A 22,548-nucleotide genomic window follows, 5' to 3' on the forward strand; every position below is an offset into this window, starting at 1 on the left:
GACAAATACGCGAACCATTGCGTGGCCCGCTTCGACCCAACCATTTTCAAGCCCTCGGGCCTGTACGCGCTCCGGGTCGGGCCTTTTGTTTTAAAGCGTACAGGTCAACATTGCCAAAGGAGAGACACATGATGCTAAATCGCGTGGTTACTGTCGCCGCACTCGCAGTCGGCGGAATGATGCTGTCGAAAAAAATGAAGCAAAAAGGTAACTCGAATGGCGAGTCGTCGGTCATCGAATCGATCGAGGTCAACGTGCCGGTTCGCACTGCCTACAACCAGTTCACCCAGTTCGAAGACTTCCCGCAGTTCATGAAGAGCGTGAAAGAAATTCGCCAGCTCGACGACAAGCGCCTGCACTGGAAAGCCAATGTGGCCGGTGAAGACAAAGAGTGGGACGCGGAAATCACCGAGCAGATTCCGGACAAGCGCATCGCCTGGCGCAGCATCGGCGGCGTGCACAACGCCGGCGTGGTGACCTTCCACAAGATTTCCGACACGGTCACCCGCGTCACGCTGCAGATGGACTACCAGCCTGAAGGCGTGCTGGAAGCCATCGGCGACGCCCTCGGCGCCGTGCGCATGGAAACCCGTTCGAACCTGTCGAACTACAAGGAAATGCTGGAAAAGCGCGGCTCGGAAACGGGTGCATGGCGCGGCAAGATCAACCAGCACTAAGCAGTGCCGCCGGCGGCCTGCCCGTCTGCTTTTACTCCATGCCGCCCGGCCTTCCGGGCGGCATTTTCACGTCAGGAGCTCGTTACCAGACGCGGCAGCGCTTGGCCGCCACCATGGGCTGGCCCTTCTTGCACTGGAAGGCCTGCTCGAACTCCGGCATGTTGATGACGACGCCATTGACCCGGTACTTGCCCGGCGAGTGGGGATCGGTCACAGCCGTCACGCGCAGGTTTTCCGGGCGGTCGTTTTCGCAGGCCCATTGTGCGTAGCCGACGAAGAAACGCTGCTCCGGGGTCAGGCTGTCGCGCTTCGGCTGGGCCTGCTGGGGCATGCTCGCCATCTGCGTCTTCCAGGCCATCCAGCCGAGGATCAGGCCGCCCAGGTCCGCCACGTCCTCGCCCAGGGTCAGCTTGCTGTTGATCTTGATGTCGTCCACCACCGTGTAGCCGGCATACTGGTCGGCGATGCACTGGGCGCGCTCGTTGAAGGCCTGGCCGTCCTTCTTGGTCCACCAATCCTTCAAATTCCCTTTCGCATCGAACTGGCGGCCCTCGTCGTCGAAGGCGTGGGTCAGTTCGTGGCCGATGGTGCCGCCGGTGTTGCCGTAGTTCGGCGCGTCGTCCATCTTCGGGTCGAACAGCGGCGCTTGCAGCACGCCTGCCGGGAAATTGATGTCGTTCATCTGCGGGTTGAAATAGGCGTTCACCGTCGGCGGGCTCATCAGCCATTCGCTGCGGTCGAGCGGCTTGCCGATCTTGGCCAGCTGGCGCCGGTTCTCGAACAGCGTGCCGCGCACGACGTTGCCGGCGAAGTCGTTGGCACGCACTTCATACGCGCTGTAGTCGCGCCAGGTGTCCGGATAGCCAATCTTGTTGACGATGGCGTCGAGCTTTTCGCGCGCACGCTCCTTGGTCGACTGGCTCATCCAGTCCAGCGAGTCGATGTCCTTCGCCATCGCCTCTTCCACCTGGCGCGTCATGTGCAAGGCCTTGGCTTTGAGTTCCGGCGAGAATGTGCGGCTGACGAATTCCTGGCCCAGCGCTTCGCCCAATTGGTGGTCGACCATCTGCACGCAGCGCTTCCAGCGCGGCTGCTGGCGCTCGATGCCGCGCAGGGTCTTGCTGAAGAAGGCGAAATGCGGCTCGTCGAACTGCGGCGACAGGGCCGGCGCCATGGCCTCCAGCACATGCCAGCGCAGGTAGGTCTTGATGGCGGCCAGGTCGTTCGTGCGCAGCTGGCGCGCAAAAGCCGTGAAGAACCTGGGCTCGGTAACGTTGACGGTGTCCAGGCCCGGCTGGCCGATCTCGGCCAGGTAGGCGTTCCAGTCGAAGCCCGGCGTCATCCGCTGCAGGCGCTTCATGTCGACCTTGTTGAACAGTTTATAGGGATCGCGCTTCTCGACCCGGGTCAGGGTGGCGCGCGCCAATGCCGTCTCGATGCGCATCACGGTCGTCGCCGAACGCTTCGCCACCCGCGGCGACTCGCCGGCCAGGCGGAACATGGTCGCCATGTGGGCCAGGTACTTGGCCCGGATGACTTTCGAGCGCGCATCCGTCTTGAGGTAATAGTCACGGTCCGGCAGGCCCAGGCCGCCGCCGCCGGCAAAGGCGATCACGCGGGTCGAGTCGCCGAAGTCCTGGTTCGACGTGAAGCCGAAGAAGAAGTCCTCGCTCGACAAGGTCAGTTGCAGCGCGGCCAGCAGGCGCGGCAATTCGCGCTTCGACTGCATCGCATCGATCTGGTCCAGCCAGGGCTTTAACGGGGCGCCGCCGCGCTGCGCGATCGCGCCCTCGTCCATGCAGGCGCCGAAGTAATCGCCGATCTTTTGCTGGGCGGCGTTGCGGCCTTCCCGCTGCCGCGCCAGGCCATCGAGGATGCCCCACAGGTAGCGCTGGTTGTCCTGCGCCAGCTTGCTGTAGACCGACCAGCGCGCCTGGTCGGCCGGCACCGGATTGTTCTTCATCCAGCCGCCGCAGGCGTACTGGTAGAAATCGACGCAGGGGTCGGCGCTCCTGTCCATCGCGTTCACGTCCAGGCCGGGCGTGTAGGGGAAAGAGGTGGCCGGGCGTTCGGTGGCGGCGGGGACTGGGGTCTGTGCGGAAGCAAGGCTTGCGGCGCCGAACATGGCGGCCGACAGGGCAAGGCGGGCGAATGGAAGCATGGGATGGCGTCTGAAAGTGATTCCTCATGCTGACATACAAATATTGTCGAGGCAATATCGTTCGCCTGGCGCGGCTGCCCTCCCCCTTGCCGGCGGCAAAGGTTTGATAAGCTGCGCCTGTCCTTCAATCCGGAAACACGATGCCTGAACTGATCAAACTCGCCGCCCTGTTCGGCCTCACGGCGCTGGCCGAAATCGTCGGCTGCTACCTGCCCTGGCTGGTACTGAAGGCAGGCAAGCCGCTCTGGCTGCTGCTGCCGGCCGCCCTGTCGCTGGCCCTGTTCGCCTGGTTGCTGACCCTGCACCCGGCCGCGGCCGGCCGCACCTACGCGGCCTACGGCGGCATGTACATCGCCGTGGCCCTGCTGTGGCTGCGCTTCGTCGACGGCATCGAACTGAGCCGCTGGGACCTGGCCGGCGCCGCGCTGGCGCTGGCGGGCATGGCGGTGATTGCCCTGCAGCCGCGCGGCGTTTAGCAGTTCCGTGCAGTCTTAGTCGCCCGGCCCTTCGCCTGGCATCGTATCTGCCATCAGGCGCAATTCTTCCGGGGTCAGGTCTTCCGGTTTCTTGTCCTTCAGGCCGTCCGTCGTGTCATCACTGGAGCGGTCAGGCTGCTGCTGCCCGGCCGCGGGCTGCGCGTTCTGCTGGCTTTGCTGCTGATCCTGCGTTTGCTGTGTCTGCTGCTGGTCGTTTGCCATGTTCTGCTCCTGCTGCGAAATCGGAAATCCAGTGTGACACAGCGCGGTTTTCGGCGGCGTCCGCCATCGGCATGACTGTCGGTACACTTTACATCGAGCACTCCATTTAACATTCAAAAAGGAAACAAACTCTTCCTGTTCAAGTACTTACATTGTTGGCTTGAAACTTGCATAGATTCAAGTGTCAAATCCAGGAGACCAACAATGAATGTCAAATCGTGCCTCGCCGCCCTGAGCCTTTGCCTGCTCCCGCTTGTCAGCCAGGCCGGTGTCATCTACGAATGGCGCGCGTTGAATAACGAAACGCCGCGCGGCATTACCCTGCAACTTGAATTCGAGCAGAGCACGATAGACAGCGGCGCATTCAGCTACGTCTTCCAGCAGGATTTCGATTTCGAAACCCCGCTTCCTGGTTCCGGCCTCCTCGGTCTGCACTATGCCTTTCCCGGCGTGTCCGAAGAAATGCGCTATTCCTGGCAAAAAGGATTCGATAACCAGCTCGGATTCCTCGAAATGGAACTGAGCTTCGACAAGGGCGGTTTTTTGAGCGGGTATATCTACGCGAATAACACCCAGCACCATTTCATGATGAGCTCGACCGGTAATCGCTTCACGGTCCTCGACGCCAACAGCGACGAGGGCATGCCGGGCGCCGAGTGCGGCTGGACGGTCGGCATCGACTGCACCGGCGCAGTGGGCCAGATCCGCCGCGCCGACATTCCCGAGCCGGGTTCGCTGGCCCTGCTGGGCATCGGCCTGCTGGGCGCGGCCAGCCTGCGCCGCAAGACGGTGCGCTGATCAGGCAGCCGTCACAGCGGCCATGCGGCGGCGTTCGTGGCGCACAACAAAGGTCTGGACGGCGCCAACCGCTGACGAGGCCAGCCAGTACAGGCCCATGGCCGCCGACAGTTTCCACAGGATGAAGGCGGTTACCAGCACCTGCACCACGATCATGAACAGCGCCGGGCCGCCGGCCGCCGAAGGGAAGTAATATGCCGAGACGGCGGTGAGCAGGAGGACGATGGCGGTCAGCGCGGCGTCCGGCGTGGCCAGGCTTTTCATCCACAGGAAGGGACCGCTTCCCGAACCGGCGCTGCCGATTGCCTTGTAGAGCAGGCCGAAGACCGGCAACTGCACCAGCAGCCCGGTCAGGCTGGACCGATCCATGATGCGCGCGCCGTTCGCCTTGTATAAAGCCGAGATGGCCGCGAACATCTCTTTCGGATTATCGGCGAGCCGCGCCTTGATGGCGTCGACCTGCGGTTGCAATTGCTGGATTTTCTGCTGGTTCGCCAGCATGCCGCGCGACAGGCGCAGGGTCAGCGGCAATAACACCAGCCGCACCGACAAAGCCAGGACCAGAATCGCCCAGCCCATGCTGCCGTCGAACAGCAGGGAAAACTGCAGCATTGCCGACGCCAATATCTCGTTCATTTCGCTCTCTTTCATTGATTAACAAAGAATTATTGGTCATGATTCTACTTAGGTATTGCTACGTAAAAACATGCAATTCCCGATGAGTTACTTCGGTTTTTCGGAAGTAAATACGGAACTAGCTAAATAAAGCCTCTTTAACTAAAAAGGAATCGAATGCTGCCCGCCCGTCCTTTCGCCCGCACCTTATTGAGCGGCCTGATCGTTGCCGCCCTGTCCCTGCCCGCCGCTGCCGCCGAGCCGGCCTGGGTCACGAAGAGCAATACGAATGCCAAGGTCCTGCTCAACGTCCTCGCCAAGTACTCGCCCGAAAGCGCCAGCAACCTCGGTGTGGAAGGCTATGACGAGCAGATCGTCGACCTGTCGCGCGACCAGTTCGAGGCGACCAACCGCGACATGCGCGCCGCCATCGCCGAACTGCAAAAGCGCCTGCGCGTGGAAACCGACAGCAAGGTCAAGCAGGACCTGCAGATCCTGATCGACAAGGCCCAGGACCAGCTCACCTCGAGCGCCCTCGAGCGCAAGTACTTCATGCCCTACCTCGACCTGACGCGCATGATGTTCGGCGTGGTGCGCTCGACGCTCGACCCGCGCATCCCGAAAGCGCGCCAGCAGGCGCTGCTGGCGCGGCTCGACAAGTACGCGGGGCTGGCCAAGGGCTACCGGCCGGTGACGGAACTGGCGCAGGAGCGCCTGCAGGAACGCCTGAAAGCGAACAAGAACCTGCTCGGCCCCTACAAGGGCGAGGTCGAGCAGGCGCTCAACGACGGCCCGACGCTATTGAAAGGCATGCGCGAGCTGCTGGCCAAGAGCGAGCTGAAAGGCTGGGAGAGCCGCTTCGACGTGCTGGAGAAGCAGCTCACCGCGTATAACGCGCGCATGAAGACCGAGATGCTGCCGCGCGCACGCGCAGACCACCGCCTGCCGCCGGAAGTCTATGCGGACAACCTGAAGAACTTCGGGGTCGACATCAGCCCGCAGGAGCTGATCGCCAAGTCGCTGACCTCGTTCGCGGAAATCCGCAACCAGATGCAGATCACCGCCAACCTGATCGCCCGCGAGCGCGGTTTCAAGGACAGCGACTACCGCGTCGTCATGGCCGAGATCAAGAAGCAGCAGATCCCGACCGAACAGGTGATGCCGCTGTACGCCGAGCGCCTGGCGGCGCTGGAAGCGGCGGCGCGCACGCACAACGTGGTGACCCTTCCGGAGCGTAAAGCCGTGATCCGCCTGGCGACGATGGCCGAGAATGCGGCCCAGCCGGCTCCGCACATGAGCCCACCGCGCCTGATCGGCAATACCGGCGAGTACGGCGAGTTCGTGCTCACCACCGGCATGCCGCCCGACGCCAGCGGCAAGCGCCTGGTGTTCGACGACTTCACCCACCAGGCCGGCACCTGGTCGATCACGGCGCACGAGGCGCGCCCGGGCCATGAGATGCAGTTCGCGAAGATGATCGAGACCGGCGTCTCCACCGCGCGCGCGGTGTTCGCCTTCAACAGCGTCAACGTCGAAGGCTGGGCGCTGTATGCGGAAGCGGAAATGCAGCCCTACGAGCCGCTCGACGGCCAGCTGTTCGCCCTGCAGGCGCGCGGCATGCGCGCGGCGCGCGCCTTCCTCGACCCGATGGTCAACCTGGGGGAAATAACGCCAGAGGGCGTGAAGGCCTTCCTGATGCAGGACGTCGGCCTGTCCGAAGGCATGGCGACGCAAGAGGTGCAGCGCTACACCTTCCGCGCGCCGGGCCAGGCCACTTCCTACTTCTACGGCTACCAGCGATTGATGGAGACGCGCCAGGCCGCCGAAGTCGCCCTCGGCAGCCGCTTCGACCGCCGGAAGTTCAACGACTTCGTGCTGGCGCAGGGGCTGGTGCCCCCAAGCCTGCTGCGCAAGGCGGTGATGGAAGAGTTCGTGAAGGGACAGAAGTAAACCGTAGGGTGGACGGGGAACCCGTCCACCCCACAAGAACGATCACCCGCGCCGTGGCGCCGGCCGCGCCGTCCCGTTCGCGAGCGACTCGGCGATGATGCCGCGCGTCGCCCGGTCGGCAATCGCGTGCTCCGCCTCCATCTGCTTGCCCAGCACTTCCATCTTCTTGCCGACCGCCTCCATCGGCTTGCCGGCTTCCTCCATCTTCTTGCCGATGGCTTCCATCTTGGTGCGGTTCAGGGTCACGGCGGCCAGCGCCATGTCGGTACCGAAGGAGCCCATCGTCTTGCCGTGGCGGCCCATTTCCTCGCCGTGCTTGCCCATCTCGGCGCCCAGTTTGTCGACCGGGGCCCAGGCGTTGCGCACGCGTTCCAGGGTGGCCGCGTCCTGCACGATGTATTCCTTGCCGTCCTTGCGGAACCAGAAGAATTCGCCGCGCACGCTGTCCTTGATCTCGTCCATGTCAGCGCTGCTGACCCGGTTCCCGACGCGCAGGTCGCCGCGCGCGCCGCCACGCACCAGGGCGTAGGGCTCGCCGTTCTCGAAGCGATGCATGTTGCGCACCTGTTCCAGGCCGTCGCCCGGCGGCGACGCGTGGACGGCCAGCAGCGGCGCGGCGCAGGCGGCAGCGGCGGCGCTCAGCAGCAGTGCGTGTTTGATCGTGCGGGATGCGAAAGGAAAGCGGGTCTGCTGCATGATGTCCTCCATGGCGTGAATGGCAATGGAGGCACTGTAGAAGAAGGGAACGCCGCCCGCCCGCGCCGTGCGACAGACGGGCCGTTTTGCGGAACAGGCGGCGAAATACGGCAGTGGATCAGTAAACGACGACCGAGCGGATCGACTCGCCCGACTTCATCAGATCGAACCCTTCGTTGATGCGGTCGAGCGGCAGGTGGTGGGTGATCAGGTCGTCGATGTTGATCTTGTTTTCCATGTACCAGTCGACGATCTTCGGCACGTCGGTACGGCCGCGCGCGCCGCCAAAGGCCGAGCCCTTCCACTCGCGGCCCGTCACCAGCTGGAACGGCCGGGTCGAGATTTCTGCGCCCGCTTCGGCCACGCCGATGATGATCGACTGGCCCCAGCCCTTGTGGCAGCACTCGAGCGCCTGGCGCATGGTCTTGACGTTGCCGATGCATTCGAAACTGTAGTCGGCGCCGCCGTCGGTGATCTGGACGATGCTGTCCACCACGTTCTCGACCTGGGTCGGGTTGACGAAGTGGGTCATGCCGAACTTGCGCGCCATGCTTTCCCTCGCCGGGTTGATGTCGACGCCGATGATTTTATCGGCGCCGACCATCTTCGCCGCCTGGATCACGTTCAGGCCGATGCCGCCCAGGCCGAACACGACGACGTTGGCGCCCGCCTCGACCTTGGCCGTGAAGATCACGGCGCCGATGCCGGTGGTGACGCCGCAGCCGATGTAGCAGATCTTGTCGAAGGGAGCGTCGGAACGCACCTTCGCCAGCGCGATTTCCGGCACCACGATGTAGTTCGAGAAGGTCGACGTGCCCATGTAGTGGTAGATCGGCTGGCCGTCGAGCGAGAAGCGCGACGTCGCGTCAGGCATCAGGCCGCGGCCCTGGGTCGAGCGGATCGCCTGGCACAGGTTGGTCTTCTGCGACAGGCAGAATTTGCACTGGCGGCATTCCGGCGTGTAGAGCGGGATGACGTGGTCGTCGCGCTGGAGCGAAGTGACGCCGGGGCCGACGTCGACCACCACGCCCGCGCCTTCATGGCCGAGGATGGCCGGGAACAGGCCTTCCGGGTCGGCGCCCGAGAGCGTGTAGTAATCGGTATGGCAAATGCCGGTGGCCTTGACTTCGACCAGCACTTCGCCCGCCTTCGGGCCTTCGAGGTCGACTTCTTCGATCGTCAGCGGCTGGCCCGCTTTCCACGCAATCGCTGCCTTGGTTTTCATGAGGATTCCTGTCAATGAGTTGGAGCGGTTGCCATCATACCAAGCCACCGTAAACCGCGCCGCGTCATGCAGGATGCACAGCTTATGCAAGGCGCAAAAATGCTGCATATGCACAAGGCTGAGGGCCAAAAATATAACACCGAAATGAACGAACCATACTGTTTTCAACTGTGCGTATGTGCAACATTGCAACACAGCTGAGCACGATTGATTTGTCAATTGCTTACGGACAGTGTTCGTGCATACACTGAGTTCAGCCGTCAACACGGCGATGAAATCGTTTTTAAAAAAACGTGCACGCGATCAGAGACATCGCGGCATATCGATAGGCTTTTATACGGAGAAGTAAAAAATGACTCGTGCTTCAAAAAAGACGTTCAGCCTGTGCCTGGCCGCTGCTGCGGTCGGGATGCTCTGCAATGCCGCCCAGGCGGCAGCTCCTGACACCACCCGTGTCATCGTCGCATTCAAACCGGGCGCGAAAGCGGCCATGAAGTCCGCCGTCGCCGCAGCCAAGGGCTCGGTGAAGCACGAAATCTTCGGCATGAACGCCATGGCAGTCGAGGTGCCGGTCACCGCCCTCAAAGGCCTGGAAAACAACCCGAACGTCGAATACGTCGAGGAAGACGCGATCCGCAAGCCGCTGGCGCTGACCTCGCCGTCGACCGGCACGCCGTATGCAACCGGCCAGCTGGTCCCTTACGGCATCAAGCTGGTCCAGGCCGACCTGCTGAGCGACTCGGCCGCCGCCAACCGCAAGGTCTGCATCATCGACTCGGGCTATGACCGCAACCACGAAGACCTGTCGACCAACGTCGTCACCGGCGAATACGACAGCGGCACCGGCTGGTGGTACACCGACGAAAACCACCACGGCACCCACGTGGCCGGCACCATCGCCGCCGTCAACAACAGCGGCACCGGCGTGGTCGGCGTCAACTCGAACAAGCAGCTCAAGCTGCACATCGTGAAGGTCTTCGGCGCCGATGCCTGGGCCTACTCGTCGACCCTGTCCTCGGCCGCCAACAAGTGCAAGGCAGCCGGCGCCAACGTGATCTCGATGTCGCTGGGCGGCTCGATCTCGAACAACACCGAGAAGAACACCTTCGCCTCGCTGGAAGCGGCCGGCATCCTGAGCATCGCCGCCTCCGGTAACGACGGCAACACCCGTGCTTCCTACCCTGCCGGCTACGCCAGCGTGGTCTCGGTCGGCGCACTGGACGAGAACAAGCAGTGGGCCACCTTCTCGCAGTACAACAGCAAGGTCGAGCTGTCCGGTCCTGGCGTCGGCGTGCTGTCGACCGTCCCGATGGGCGCCGGCCAGGAAGCCGTCCTGACCGTCGGCTCGAGCACCTACGCTCCGGGCGCGATGGAAGGCTCGCCGGTCAAGACCGCAACCGCACCGCTGGCCGACTTCGGCATCGGCGACGCTGTCAACACCGCCGTGTCGGGCAAGGTCTGCCTGATCCAGCGCGGCAGCGTGGACTTCGCCGTCAAGGTCTCGAACTGCGAGAAGAGCGGCGGCGTCGGTGCCGTGGTGTACAACAACGTGGCAGGCGCCTTCGGCGGCACGCTGGGCACCACCGTGACCAACATCCCGTCGGTCACCGCGACCGACACCGATGGCACCGCGATGAAGGCGCAGCTGGGCCAGAGCGCCACCGTCGGCATCAAGGCTTCGAACTACGCCTACTACGACGGCACCTCGATGGCTACCCCGCACGTGTCGGCCGTCGCCGCCCTGGTGTGGAGCTACTTCCCAACCTGTACCGCTGTCCAGATCCGTTCGTCGCTCGGCAAGAGCGCACTCGACCTGGGCACCGCCGGCCGCGACACCAAGTACGGCTTCGGTCTGGTCCAGGCGAAAGCTGCCTACGACCGCATCAAGTCGCTGGGCTGCGGTAACTAATCCTGCCGCTGCATGAAAAAAGGACGCTTCGGCGTCCTTTTTTTCGTCCGGGGTTTTTGTAGGGTGGGCACTTGTGCCCACGCGGGCTCACCTTGAACAAACCAGCGGCATCGTTCGCAACCATGGAACCGAGGTCAGTCCTGCCTTCGGTATGAACAGAGCGCTATGGTCTCAACCCGTGAGACCGCGTGGGCACAAGTGCCCACCCTACGCACTCTGAAGAGCAACGCTCCTACTTCGGTTGCATGGTCAACCCGATCAGCCTCGCCACCACCGCCGCCAGGTACATCAGGCCGGCGAACATTTCGATGCTGGCCAGCGAGCGTGCGTGCACGGTGAGCGGGATCACGTCGCCGATGCCGGTCGAGGACAGCAGCGCGAAGCTGAGGTAATTCAGTTCGGTCCAGCTGCGCGGCAGCTCGGGGTTGACGGCGGCGGCAAACGACCCCGGCGCCAGCGCCTGCACCACCAGGTACAGGTGGGTGAAGCCCCAGGCCAGCAGGGTGAAGGTAGCGCCGGCGGCGAACAGCTCGTCGGTGGTCACGCGCCGGTCGGACAGCATGTAGAGGATCAGGCTGCCGGCCGCATAAAAATAGAACAGCGCCTCGAGCCCCGAGGACCAGGGCTGCAGGTGGGGCAGCTGGAACAGCATCTGCGCCGACAGCAGCGCGATGATCGGCACCGCCATGGCGACGCTGATCCAGGTGTGGCCCGGCGTGCGCCGCACCATCCGGATGGTGAAGGTCAGGATCACGATGCCGAAGGCGTTGAAGGCGATGTGGCCGTACTTCGTCTGCTCCAGGAAGGGGTACAGGATCATGCCGAGCAGCTGGGCCAGCAGCAGGATGGCGGACGGGTGACGCCGGGTGTGGACGATCAGGCGGAGCAGGCGCATCGTTTTCTCTGGGGTGGATGTCGATGCCGCTATTGTAGGCAAAATCGCCACGAACGCAGCCGCAGCGTGCACGCCGTGCAGGCAATAAAAAACCCGCCTCGCGGGCGGGTCGGGCCGGGACGGCGGCGGCGCTCAGGCGGCGACGCCGTCGATGACGCCCATTTCCTCGGACGACATCAGGCGGTCAATGTCGACCAGGATGATCATGCGTTCGTCGACCGTGCCCAGGCCGACCAGGTAGTCGGTGTTGAGCGCGCCGCCCATGTCCGGCGCCGGCTTGATCTGGTCGGCCGTCAGCGAGATCACGTCCGACACCGAATCGACCACCATGCCGACCACGCGGTCCTGGATGTTCAGGATGATCACGACGGTGAACTGGTTGTAGGTCGGCTCGCCGAGCTTGAACTTGATGCGCATGTCGACGATCGGGACGATCGTGCCGCGCAGGTTGACCACGCCCTTGACGTGCTCGGGGGCGCTGGCGATGCGGGTGACCGATTCGTAGCCGCGGATTTCCTGTACTTTCAGGATCTTGATGCCGTATTCCTCGTTGCCGAGCTTGAAAGCCAGCGCTTCGTACACGCCGTCGTTCATCGAGGTATTGTCCATATGCGTTCCGTTGGGTCAGAAAAAAAAGAATGGCCCATTATATGATTTTGCCGCACGGCAATAAACTATGGCGGCAATTCAGCCGCCCGGACTGTCTCGCCGGCACAACTAGCCCGCCATGCCGAACAGGGCCCGGAAGCGCCAGGCGGCCTCTTCCGGCGCCGGGTCGCCGTAGACCGCGGTGATCGCCGCGACCATGTCCGCCCCGCGTGCGAGCAGCGGCGCGGCGCGGCTTGCGGTCATCCCGCCGATCACGACGACAGGCAGCGACAGCGCCGCCCGCGCCTCTTCCAGCAGCGAGGGCGGCGTGACGAATGCATAGCGCTTGACCGTGGACGGGTAGAAGCCGCCGAAGGCCACATAGCTGGCGCCTGCTGCCTCGGCAGCTTGCGCCAGCTGCATGTCGCCGTAGCAGGACGCGCCAACGATCTTGCCGGCCCCGAGCAGCGCCCGTGCCTCGGCCGGCGCCAGGTCGGTGCCGCCCACATGTACGCCGTCGGCATCGAGCCGGCGGCACAGTTCCACATGGTCGTTGACGATGAGCGGGCGGCGGTGGCGCCGGCACAGCGCCAGCAGCGCGCCGGCCTGCTCGAGGCGCAGCGCCTCGCCGGCCGTCTTGTGGCGATACTGCACCATGGCCGCGCCGCCGCGCAAACCCGCTTCGGTGGCGGCCAGCAGCCGTTCGGTGTCGTCCCAGTCGGGGGTAATCAGGTACAAGCCTCGCATTTTGGCCTTTCAAGTGAAGGGGTGGAACCGATTCGGGATGCGTTGCCCCGGAGCGATCGCGAACGACTGCGCCAGCGCCGCATGGCAATACGCCTGGGCTGCGTCGAGCGCCTGGAACATGCCCTCGCCCAGCGCCAGCCGTCCCGCCAGCGCGGCCGCCAGCGTGCAGCCGCTGCCGTGGAAGGCGCCGGCCAGGCGCGGCCAGTGCCATTCGCGCAGCAGCTGGCCGCCCGCGTGCCAGCGATTGGTGACTTGGGCGCCGCCGCCGTGGCCGCCGGTGACCAGCATCTGGGCGCAGCCCAGGTTCGGGAGGCGCTGTGCCTCCAGCCCGTTCGGCAGCGCGATGGTGGAGAGGGCCAGCAGCGGCGCGAGCGCCTCCAGCGGATCGCCCTCTCCCAAGGCATCGCCATGGCCGCTCGCCAGCACCGGGTCGAGCACCACCGGCAGCCGCGGATCGCGCGCAAGCAGTTGCTCCAGCACGCCGGCGATGGCCAGCGCGTTGGCCCGGCTGCCGGGAGCGCCGATCTTGACCGCCTTGACGGCGCAGCGGGCGACGACGGCCTCGGCCTGGCGCAGCACGAAGGCGGCATCGACCGGTGCCGCCGCATGCACCCGGTCGTTGTCCTGCGCCGTGAGCACGGTCGCCACCGGCAGCGCGTGCGCGCCCTGGGCGGCGATCGCCAGCACGTCGGCGGCCAGGCCCGCGCCGCCGCTGGGATCGAGCCCGGCGAAGACCAGTACCGAGGGCACCGTCATGCCACGCGCCCCTCGGCGGGCGACGAGGGCGAGGCCATGAAACGCTTGGGCATGCGCCCGGCCAGCCAGGCTTCGCGCCCGGCGCGCACCGCCAGCTTCATCGCCCCAGCCATGCGCACCGGATCGCGGGCGCAGGCGATCGCGGAGTTCATCAGCACGCCGTCGCAGCCCAGCTCCATGGCAATGGCCGCATCCGACGCCGTGCCGACGCCCGCGTCGACCAGTACCGGCACCGTGGCCTGTTCGACGATCAGGCCGAGGTTCCAGGGGTTGAGGATGCCCATGCCGGAGCCGATCAGCGAGGCCAGCGGCATCACCGCGACACACCCGATCTCCTGCAGGATTTTGGCCTGCACCGGATCGTCGCTGCAGTAGACCATCACCTCGAAGCCGTCGCGCACCAGGGTCTCGAGCGCCGCGATCGTCTCCGGCATGTGCGGAAACAGGGTCTTTTCGTCTCCCAGCACCTCGAGCTTGACGAGCTTGTGCCCGCCGAGCAGTTCGCGCGCCATCTGCAGCGTGTAGACGGCGTCGCGCGCGTTGTAGCAGCCGGCCGTATTCGGCAGGATCGTGAACCGGTCCGGGGGCAGCACGTCGAGCAGGCTCGGGGCATGCGGGTCCTGGCCGATGTTCACGCGGCGGATCGCCACCGTCACGATCTCGGCCTCGGCCGCCAGCGTGGCTTCCCGGGTTTCGATGAGGTCGCGGTACTTGCCGCTGCCCACCAGCAGGCGCGAGCGGTAGGCCTTGCCCGCGATGGTTAAAAGGTCGTCGTTCATGTCTGTCTCCTGGTTAGCCGCCGCCGATGGCGCGCACGATGTCCACCCGGTCGCGCGGCAGCAGCGCGCGCCCGTTCCATTGCTGGCGCGGCACCACCTCGCGGTTGACCGCCAGCGCCACGGCCTGCTGCCCGATGCCGAGCGCGCGCACCAGGTCGTCGAGCGTCTGCCCGGCCGGCAAGCGGTAGGGTTCGCCGTTGAGTTCGATGTCGAGCATGCTCATACCTCCCGATAGAGCCGGGCGCCGCCGCGCACGAATTCGACGGCCTTTTCCTGCATGCCCTGCGCCAGCGCCTGCCCTTCCCCGACGCCGCGCTCGGCCGCATACGCGCGTACCTCCTGCGTGATCTTCATCGAACAGAAATGCGGGCCGCACATCGAGCAGAAGTGCGCGACCTTGGCCGATTCCTTGGGCAGCGTGGCGTCGTGGAAGGCGCGCGCCTTGTCCGGGTCGAGCCCGAGGTTGAACTGGTCTTCCCAGCGGAACTCGAAGCGCGCCTTGGACAGGGCGTTGTCGCGGATCTGGGCGCCGGGATGGCCCTTGGCCAGGTCGGCGGCATGCGCAGCGATCTTGTAGGTGATGATCCCGTCCTTGACGTCGGCCTTGTCGGGCAGGCCGAGGTGTTCCTTCGGCGTGACGTAGCACAGCATCGCGGTGCCGTACCAGCCAATGGTGGCCGCGCCGATGCCGGACGTGATGTGGTCGTAGCCGGGCGCGATGTCGGTCGTCAGCGGGCCCAGGGTGTAGAACGGCGCCTCCCGGCATTGCGCCAGCTGGAGGTCCATGTTTTCCTTGATCAGGTGCAGCGGCACGTGGCCGGGACCTTCGACCATGGTCTGCACGTCGTGCTGCCATGCGACTTGCGTCAGTTCGCCGAGGGTCTTCAGCTCGGCCAGCTGCGCTTCGTCGTTGGCGTCGTAGATCGAGCCGGGGCGCAGGCCGTCGCCCAGGCTGAAGGCGACATCGTAGGCTTGCATGATGGCGCAGATCTCGTCGAAATGCGTGTACAGGAAGGACTCGCGATGGTGCGCCAGGCACCACTTGGCCATGATCGAGCCGCCGCGCGAGACGATGCCCGTCAGGCGCCTGGCCGTCATCGGCACATGCGCGAGGCGCACGCCGGCGTGGACGGTGAAGTAGTCGACGCCCTGCTCGGCCTGTTCGATCAGGGTGTCGCGGTAGATGTCCCAGGTCAGTTCCTCGGCCTTGCCGTGGACCTTTTCGAGTGCCTGGTACAGGGGCACGGTCCCGATCGGTACCGGGCTGTTACGGATGATCCATTCGCGCGTCTCGTGGATGTGCTTTCCGGTCGAGAGATCCATCACGTTGTCGGCGCCCCAGCGGATCGCCCAGGTCATCTTTTCCACCTCTTCGCCGATCGAGGACGTCACGGCCGAGTTGCCGATGTTGGCGTTGATCTTGACCAGGAAGTTGCGGCCGATGATCATCGGCTCGCTCTCCGGATGGTTGATGTTGGCGGGGATGATGGCGCGCCCGCGCGCGACTTCGGAACGCACGAATTCGGGCGTGATCTCTCCCGGGATCGAAGCACCGAAGGACTGGCCCGGATGCTGGCGGCCCAGCAGCGCGGCCGTGCGCTGCCCCATCGGACCGGACGCCTCCAGCTGCGCCAGGTATTCCCTGCGCTGCAGGTTCTCGCGCAGGGCCACGAATTCCATTTCGGGCGTGACGATGCCCTGGCGCGCGTAATGCATCTGGGTGACGTTGGCCCCGGCTTTCGCGCGGCGCGGCTTTCTCTGCAGCTCGAAGCGCAGCGCGTCCAGGCCGGGATCGAGCAGGCGTGCGGCGCCATAGGTCGAGCTGGGACCGGGCAGCTGCTCGGTGTCGCCGCGCCCGGCGATCCAGCCGGCGCGCAGGGGATGCAAGCCGCGCCGGATGTCGATGCGCGCGGCCGGATCGGTATAGGGGCCGGAGGTGTCGTAGACGAAGACCGGCGGGTTGGCCTCGCCGCCGAAGCTGGCGGACGTGGGGCTTTGCGCGACCGAACGCATCGGCACCCGGATGTCGGGGCGGCTGCCTTCGATGAAGACCTTGGTCGAATTCGGGAAGGGGGCGATCGCCGCCGTGTCCACCGTGGCGGTGGCGGCGTTGAAGTCTAGCGGGGCATTCATGTGGCTCCTTTGCGTGAGGAGCCAGCAAAGGAGGCGAAAGATGTGCAGGCGCGTGCGTGTGCACGACCGGACTCTCGGAAGCTTCCCTTCGCTGGCATTATCCAGATCAGGTTCAGAGGGTATTTCTCACCCGCGCACCGTATCGATGCGCAGGACCCCTAGCGTGTGCTGCCAAATCGGCAACGGACGGATTATAGCCCATCTGTCCTGCGCCATGCGTCCCTGCCCTTGGGCCTCGGCGGGAGCGCCTGCCGCAGCGGCGTCACATCATCGGCGACTCCTCGTTCATCGGGTGCAGTTCCAGCACGCCGCTCACCAGGCGCACCTCGACGAAGGGCGTCTGCCCCGGCACGATCTCCTTGACCGCCGTCGGCCCGCCCTCGACCGCCACTTCCAGCTGCACGGGAGCGGCCGCCTCGGTTTTCACTTCGAGCGAGTCGGCCCGCGAGATGGTCCAGTCGGTGCTGACGCCCGATTTTTGAAAGACCTGCTCGCCGTTGATCCGCACGCTCACGGTATTGTTCTGGAAGCCCTCTCCCAGCCTGACACGTAACATCATGACCCTCCCCGGGTTATCGGTTTTTGCCACAGGAATACCGGACAGGCCGCGGTGTTCGCAAGCCTGCCCGGCCAGTACCAGCACCAGCGCGAGCGCCGTCAGTACCCGCAGCACCATGGGTGCCTCAGGCCTTCCGGATGTCCCGTGCCGGCGACTCCATCAGCGTGGTCTTCGCCCCCTCTTCGTCCCCGATCTCGCGCTGGGCAAAAGCGAGGCAGGACATCGCCTCCCCGGTCGAGACCGGGTCGAGCACCTGGGCCGACTTCACGCTCGAGAGCAGCGCGATGCTGTCCTCGGCTTTCGGCGCCCGCACGCTGACGATTTTTTCGTCCGCGCCGTCGATGCTCTTGAACGCGCGGGCGGCGTTGACCCCCTTGATCATCCTGACATAGGTGGCCATCGGATGCTCCTGGTAGCGGTCCAGCACCTCGTCGAAGGCATCGTTACCCGAGCGCAGGGAGGCGTTGTCGGAGCCCTTCAGGTACAGCAGCGCGCCCTGGTCCGCGCCCATGAAGAGGTCGGCCAGCCTGTCGTCGTCCTCGCTGACCGGGTAGCGCACCCGGATCGTCAGGATATCCGACAGCACCTGCGAGCCGTCCAGCGCGGCATAGGCGGCGCGCACCCGGTATTGGCCCGGCTGGTCGAAATAGAAGCCGCCCTTGCCGTAGCCGATATAGGCGCTGTCCATGATCTCGTCCTTGATGCCGAGGACGGTCTGGCGATCCCCGACCAGGTGGTCGATCAGCGGTTCGTACGCGCACACTTCCCCGCTCGGCTTGCTGATCACGACCTTGACCAGGCCGTAGTTCGGATGCAGCCAGGTATGGGCGCGGCGTCCGCGCGTGTCGGTCGCCTTCAATGTGAGCTCCAGCACGACCGGCTCGCCGAGCGCGAAGCTGCGCTGGTGGGTCGAGATCGCCAGCACCAGGCCCGACTCGTCGGAGATCGGGTCGGCCATCACCTCGCGGCCCAGCGATGCGCCCACGGCGAAATTGCTCCCGCCCATGACGACATCGTTGCGGAAGCCATGGCGCAGGTGGATCAATTCCTCGTCGTCGAAACGGAAATCGAAACTGCTCCAGAAACCCGCCGGCCCGCCGCTCGGATAGGCCCAGGGGTAGTTCATCCAGGACAGCGAGTCCGGGCGGTTCGGCTTCGGCGGCGAGGCATACTGTTTCTGCCACGAGTGCATCAGGTTGAAGCAGTGCCCGAGCTCGTGCACATAGGTGTAGAGCTGGAGGCGCAGCTTTTCGGCCGTGGTCCCGCCGATGCCGCCGTGGAATACCGCACAGCCCTGGCGCTGCCTGCCCTCCTGGTCGAACATGATGCCGTACAGGCTGGGCCCGAGGTCGTGTTTCTGGGCGACCAGCAGCCAGACGCACCATTGCGGCAGGTCGCGCCACAAGGAGAAGTGGTTTTGCATCGCCGCATGCATCTCGGCATTGCTCCAGCTGGCGCCTGTTCCGGCCTCGCTGGCGTCGATGATGTTGTTGCCCGCGGTCGGCACCATGCCGATCCCCGCTTCGGCGAAGGAACTGACCACGCTCAGCGTGCGCGGCGCTCCGCCCGAGGGCAGCGAACCGGTGTTATAGCTGGCGAACGGCGGTGTCGCGAGGTCCGACACGCAGTCCGTTTCGATGCGCACCGTGCGGAAGTGCAGCGAAGTGAAGGGGCAGTGGTAGGAGGCCCCCGGCGTGTTCGAGACGGTAAAGAATTGCAGGGTCGCCGGAGCCTGGGGCTGGAACAGGCTCACCCGCGGTATCGTCACCTGCACCACCGGGGCGCCGGCCGCGAAGGTGAAACGGCCCTTGCCTTTTGCGACAATCTGCGTCGGGCTCGCCGTGATGACCGGGCTGTCCACGATGAAGGAGCCCACGTAGGACACGGTCTTGCCCAGGGTCTGGTAGAAATCCCCGCTGATCCGCTTCATCGCGCGGACGCGGTCGACGTCGACCCGCAGTTCGATCTGGAAGGCGCCCAGCGCGCCCCCGTAGCAGCCGCTGACCGCCTTCTTGATGACGGGGAGCGGCGGGATCGGAATCTTCGGAATCGGCAGTGGCGGCACCTTCGGCACCGGCGCCAGGTCGGGCGCGGCGCCGGTCGGCCCGGCATCATGCGGCTCGGCAATACCGAGCTCGCCGTTGGACAGGCTGGACACTTCTTCGTAACTCATTTGTCCAATCTGCTGTCCATTGTTCTCCACAAGGGGTTCGTCGCTTGCATTCTCGACCCCGGTTGGATCCAGTTGTGACATGTTCTTCTCCCCGAAACGGCCATCGTTGCGCGCAGCCTGTACGGCGGCGCTCCCTGCTTGCGCAGCTGCCCGGATCAATGGAAACAGGCATCCTGGTTAGACCTTCGGGGCGAAATGTTCGATTCGTCGAGGCCGCCGCTATTCGGGACCAAGGCGAACGCGTTTAGAGACAGATCAAGTAAGGAGCAGAAGCCGGGGCGCGCGGGCACAGCGGCGCGGGCCGGCGTTCCGGCGATGCTCGCGGGATATGCTCGCGATTCAAGGTGACCTATAATGGTTCTTTCGCAAATTCAAACGCCATCACATCATGGAATTAGCCAAGTCTTTCGAGCCAGCCGACATCGAACAATACTGGCGTGCCGAGTGGGAACAGCGCGGGTACTTCGCCGCCACCCTCGACGCCGACAAACCGTCGTTCAGCATCCAGCTGCCGCCGCCGAACGTGACTGGCACCCTGCACATGGGCCACGCGTTCAACCAGACCGTGATGGACGGCCTGACCCGCTACTACCGCATGCGCGGCCATAACACGGCCTGGATCCCGGGCACCGACCACGCCGGTATCGCGACCCAGATCGTGGTCGAGCGCCAGCTCGACGCCCAGAAGATTTCGCGCCACGACCTCGGCCGCGACGAATTCATCAAGAAGGTCTGGGAGTGGAAGGAACAGTCGGGCAACACCATCACCGGCCAGATGCGCCGCATGGGCGCCTCCGCCGACTGGCAGCGCGAATACTTCACGATGGACGAGACCCGCTCGAAGACCGTCTCCGAAGTCTTCGTGCGCCTGTACGAGCAGGGCCTGATCTACCGCGGCAAGCGCCTCGTGAACTGGGACCCGAAGCTGGGCACCGCCGTCTCCGACCTGGAAGTCGACTCGGTCGAGGAAGACGGTTCGATGTGGTACATCCGCTATCCGCTGGCCGACGGCAGCGGCAGTCTGACGGTTGCCACCACCCGTCCTGAAACGATGCTGGGCGACGTCGCCGTCGCGGTCGACCCGACCGACGAACGCTATACCCACCTGCACGGCAAGATGCTCAAGCTGCCGTTGACGGGCCGCGAAGTGCCGGTCATCGCCGACAGCTACGTCGACAAGGAATTCGGCACCGGCTGCGTGAAGATCACCCCGGCCCACGATTTCAACGACTACGCGGTCGGCCAGCGCGCCGGCCTCGCCCCGCTCAACATCTTCACGCTCGACGCGAAGATCAACGAGAACGCCCCAAGCCAGTACCAGGGCCTGGACCGCTTCGCGGCGCGCAAGCAGATCGTCGCCGACCTGGAAGCGCAAGGCTTCCTGCAGGAAGTCAAGCCGCACAAGCTGATGGTGCCGCGCGGCGACCGCACCGGCGTCGTCATCGAGCCGATGCTGACCGACCAGTGGTTCGTCGCCATGACGAAACCTGCGCCGGAAGGCACCTTCAATCCGGGCAAATCGATCACCGAAGTCGCACTCGAAAAAGTCGCCAGCGGCGAGATCAAGTTCGTGCCGGAGAACTGGACGACCACCTACAACCAGTGGCTGGGCAACATCCAGGACTGGTGCATCTCGCGCCAGCTGTGGTGGGGCCACCGCATCCCGGCCTGGTTCGACGAAAGCGGCAACATCATCGTCGCCCGCGACGAGGAAGAAGCCAAGGCCAAGGCGGCCGCGCAAGGCATCACCGGCGCACTGCGCCGCGACGAGGACGTGCTCGACACCTGGTTCTCCTCGGCCCTGGTGCCCTTCTCGACCATGGGCTGGCCCGAGCAGACGAAGGAAATGGACATGTTCCTGCCGTCGTCGGTGCTGGTGACCGGCTTCGACATCATCTTCTTCTGGGTCGCGCGCATGGTCATGATGACCGCGCACTTCACGGGCAAGGTGCCCTTCGAGACCGTCTACGTGCACGGCCTGGTGCGCGACTCGCAGGGCCAGAAGATGTCGAAGTCGAAGGGCAATACGCTCGACCCGATCGACCTGATCGACGGCATCGACGTCGAGTCGCTGGTGGCGAAGCGCACCGCCGGCCTGATGGACCCGCGCGCCGCCGAGAAGATCGCGAAAGCCACGCGCAAGGAATTCCCGGCCGGGATCCCGGCCTTCGGCACCGACGCCGTGCGCTTCACGATGGCGAGCTACGCCTCCCTGGGCCGCAACATCAATTTCGATCTCGGCCGCGCCGAGGGCTACCGCAACTTCTGCAACAAGCTGTGGAACGCGACCCGCTTCGTGATGATGAACACGGAAGGGAAAGACTGCGGCGAGCCGAACGAGGCCGACCTGTCGCCGGCCGACCGCTGGATCATCTCGCTGATGAACCGTGTCGAACTGGAAGTGGCGAAAGGCTTCGAGGACTACCGCTTCGACAACATCGCCTCCGCGATCTACAAGTTCGTCTGGGACGAGTACTGCGACTGGTACCTGGAAGTGGCCAAGGTCACGGTCCAGCAAGGCAGCGAGGCGCAGCAGCGCGCGACGCGCCACACCCTGCTGCGCGTACTCGAGGTGATCCTGCGCCTGGCGCATCCGATCATTCCGTTCGTGACCGAAGCGCTGTGGCAGGCGATCGCGCCGATGGCCGGCAAACAGGGCGACTCGATCATGCTGCAGCCCTACCCGGTCGCCAACGAAGCCCTGATCAACGAAGGCGCCGAAGCCTGGATGGCCCAGCTGAAGGACCTGACCAACGCCACCCGCAACCTGCGCGGCGAGATGAAGCTGTCGCCGTCGGTGCGCGTGCCGCTGATCGTCGAGCCGGGTGCCGACGCCGACCGCGCCAGCATGGCCGGCTTCGCCCCCTTCATCCAGTCGCTCGGCAAGCTGGCCGAGGTGCAGATCGTCGACGCGCTGCCGGAGTCCCCTGCGGCCGTGTCGATCGTCGGCACCACCAAGCTGATGCTGAAGGTCGAGATCGACGTCGCCGCCGAACGCGAGCGCCTGTCGAAGGAGATCGCGCGCCTGGAAGGTGAAATTGCGAAAGCCAACGGCAAGCTGTCGAGCGAAAGCTTTGTTGCCCGCGCGCCGGCGGCGGTCGTCGCCCAGGAGAAGGAACGCCTGGCGAACTTCTCGGCGACGCTGGCGAAGATGCAGGAGCAGCTGGGCAAACTGGCTGCATCCTGATG

Annotated in this window: 20 protein-coding genes and 1 riboswitch; of the genes, 6 read left to right on the plus strand and 14 right to left on the minus strand. The window is 64.9% G+C overall.

The window, feature by feature from the left end:
• Positions 1-128 precede the first annotated feature (128 nt).
• Positions 129-677: an SRPBCC family protein gene (locus ACWCIA_RS15225; RefSeq protein WP_454164614.1), complete on the plus strand. Its 549-nt coding sequence runs from the start codon at positions 129-131 to the stop codon at positions 675-677.
• An 82-nt stretch (positions 678-759) separates the two neighbouring features.
• On the opposite strand, the gene ACWCIA_RS15230 is transcribed toward ACWCIA_RS15225, so the two are convergent.
• Entirely contained in the window at positions 760-2,838 is a 2,079-nt protein-coding gene (locus ACWCIA_RS15230; protein WP_454164616.1) for a M13 family metallopeptidase, read from the minus strand.
• 140 nt (positions 2,839-2,978) lie between these two features.
• On the opposite strand from ACWCIA_RS15230, the gene ACWCIA_RS15235 reads away from it, so the two are divergent.
• Positions 2,979-3,314, plus strand: coding sequence for a YnfA family protein (locus ACWCIA_RS15235; protein ID WP_454164618.1), 336 nt, complete (start codon positions 2,979-2,981; stop codon positions 3,312-3,314).
• A 15-nt stretch (positions 3,315-3,329) separates the two neighbouring features.
• Here the strand turns inward: ACWCIA_RS15235 and ACWCIA_RS15240 are convergent, their stop codons facing one another.
• Entirely contained in the window at positions 3,330-3,536 is a 207-nt protein-coding gene (locus ACWCIA_RS15240) for a hypothetical protein (RefSeq protein WP_454164620.1), read from the minus strand.
• Between the two features lie 204 nt (positions 3,537-3,740).
• Here ACWCIA_RS15240 and ACWCIA_RS15245 point away from each other — a divergent pair, with 204 nt between their 5' ends.
• The gene (locus ACWCIA_RS15245; protein WP_454164622.1) at positions 3,741-4,334 is read left to right on the plus strand and encodes a PEP-CTERM sorting domain-containing protein; all 594 of its coding nucleotides are present in this window, start codon (positions 3,741-3,743) and stop codon (positions 4,332-4,334) included.
• Here ACWCIA_RS15245 and yidC read toward each other — a convergent pair whose 3' ends face one another.
• On the minus strand, positions 4,335-4,970 hold the full coding sequence (gene yidC / locus ACWCIA_RS15250; protein ID WP_454164624.1) for a membrane protein insertase YidC: 636 nt from the start codon (positions 4,968-4,970) through the stop codon (positions 4,335-4,337).
• Between the two features lie 156 nt (positions 4,971-5,126).
• Here yidC and ACWCIA_RS15255 point away from each other — a divergent pair, with 156 nt between their 5' ends.
• A complete protein-coding gene (locus ACWCIA_RS15255; RefSeq protein ID WP_454164625.1) occupies positions 5,127-6,899 on the plus strand; it encodes a DUF885 domain-containing protein in 1,773 nt (590 codons plus the stop codon).
• Positions 6,900-6,941: 42 nt separating this feature from the next.
• Here the strand turns inward: ACWCIA_RS15255 and ACWCIA_RS15260 are convergent, their stop codons facing one another.
• Positions 6,942-7,595: a hypothetical protein gene (locus ACWCIA_RS15260; protein WP_454164627.1), complete on the minus strand. Its 654-nt coding sequence runs from the start codon at positions 7,593-7,595 to the stop codon at positions 6,942-6,944.
• 118 nt (positions 7,596-7,713) lie between these two features.
• Entirely contained in the window at positions 7,714-8,820 is a 1,107-nt protein-coding gene (locus ACWCIA_RS15265) for an S-(hydroxymethyl)glutathione dehydrogenase/class III alcohol dehydrogenase (RefSeq protein WP_454164629.1), read from the minus strand.
• Between the two features lie 352 nt (positions 8,821-9,172).
• On the opposite strand from ACWCIA_RS15265, the gene ACWCIA_RS15270 reads away from it, so the two are divergent.
• Positions 9,173-10,729: a S8 family serine peptidase gene (locus ACWCIA_RS15270; RefSeq protein WP_454164631.1), complete on the plus strand. Its 1,557-nt coding sequence runs from the start codon at positions 9,173-9,175 to the stop codon at positions 10,727-10,729.
• Positions 10,730-10,961: 232 nt separating this feature from the next.
• Here the strand turns inward: ACWCIA_RS15270 and ACWCIA_RS15275 are convergent, their stop codons facing one another.
• The 9 genes from ACWCIA_RS15275 to ACWCIA_RS15315 form a co-directional block, all read right to left on the minus strand.
• The gene (locus ACWCIA_RS15275; RefSeq protein ID WP_454164633.1) at positions 10,962-11,624 is read right to left on the minus strand and encodes an ion channel; all 663 of its coding nucleotides are present in this window, start codon (positions 11,622-11,624) and stop codon (positions 10,962-10,964) included.
• Positions 11,625-11,756: 132 nt separating this feature from the next.
• On the minus strand, positions 11,757-12,233 hold the full coding sequence (locus ACWCIA_RS15280) for a chemotaxis protein CheW (RefSeq protein ID WP_454164635.1): 477 nt from the start codon (positions 12,231-12,233) through the stop codon (positions 11,757-11,759).
• A gap of 108 nt (positions 12,234-12,341) precedes the next feature.
• A complete protein-coding gene (thiE, locus tag ACWCIA_RS15285) occupies positions 12,342-12,959 on the minus strand; it encodes a thiamine phosphate synthase (protein WP_454164637.1) in 618 nt (205 codons plus the stop codon).
• 9 nt (positions 12,960-12,968) lie between these two features.
• Positions 12,969-13,715 carry a bifunctional hydroxymethylpyrimidine kinase/phosphomethylpyrimidine kinase gene (gene thiD, locus ACWCIA_RS15290; RefSeq protein WP_454164639.1) on the minus strand — a complete coding sequence of 249 codons (747 nt, stop codon included), beginning with the start codon at positions 13,713-13,715 and terminating at the stop codon, positions 12,969-12,971.
• Positions 13,712-14,494, minus strand: a complete 783-nt coding sequence (locus ACWCIA_RS15295) for a thiazole synthase (protein WP_454164641.1) — start codon at positions 14,492-14,494, stop codon at positions 13,712-13,714. The genes thiD and ACWCIA_RS15295 overlap by 4 nt, the downstream gene beginning before the upstream one ends.
• A gap of 13 nt (positions 14,495-14,507) precedes the next feature.
• Positions 14,508-14,711, minus strand: coding sequence for a sulfur carrier protein ThiS (thiS, locus tag ACWCIA_RS15300; RefSeq protein ID WP_454164643.1), 204 nt, complete (start codon positions 14,709-14,711; stop codon positions 14,508-14,510).
• 2 nt (positions 14,712-14,713) lie between these two features.
• Positions 14,714-16,627 carry a phosphomethylpyrimidine synthase ThiC gene (gene thiC, locus ACWCIA_RS15305; RefSeq protein ID WP_454164645.1) on the minus strand — a complete coding sequence of 638 codons (1,914 nt, stop codon included), beginning with the start codon at positions 16,625-16,627 and terminating at the stop codon, positions 14,714-14,716.
• A gap of 66 nt (positions 16,628-16,693) precedes the next feature.
• Positions 16,694-16,797: riboswitch (TPP riboswitch) on the minus strand.
• Positions 16,798-16,889: 92 nt separating this feature from the next.
• Positions 16,890-17,303, minus strand: coding sequence for a hypothetical protein (locus tag ACWCIA_RS15310; RefSeq protein WP_454164647.1), 414 nt, complete (start codon positions 17,301-17,303; stop codon positions 16,890-16,892).
• Positions 17,304-17,310: 7 nt separating this feature from the next.
• Positions 17,311-19,359 carry a hypothetical protein gene (locus ACWCIA_RS15315; protein WP_454164649.1) on the minus strand — a complete coding sequence of 683 codons (2,049 nt, stop codon included), beginning with the start codon at positions 19,357-19,359 and terminating at the stop codon, positions 17,311-17,313.
• Positions 19,360-19,747: 388 nt separating this feature from the next.
• Here ACWCIA_RS15315 and ACWCIA_RS15320 point away from each other — a divergent pair, with 388 nt between their 5' ends.
• On the plus strand, positions 19,748-22,546 hold the full coding sequence (locus tag ACWCIA_RS15320) for a valine--tRNA ligase (protein WP_454164651.1): 2,799 nt from the start codon (positions 19,748-19,750) through the stop codon (positions 22,544-22,546).
• Positions 22,547-22,548 lie beyond the last annotated feature (2 nt).

This window comes from Massilia sp. SYSU DXS3249 (assembly GCF_053668055.1).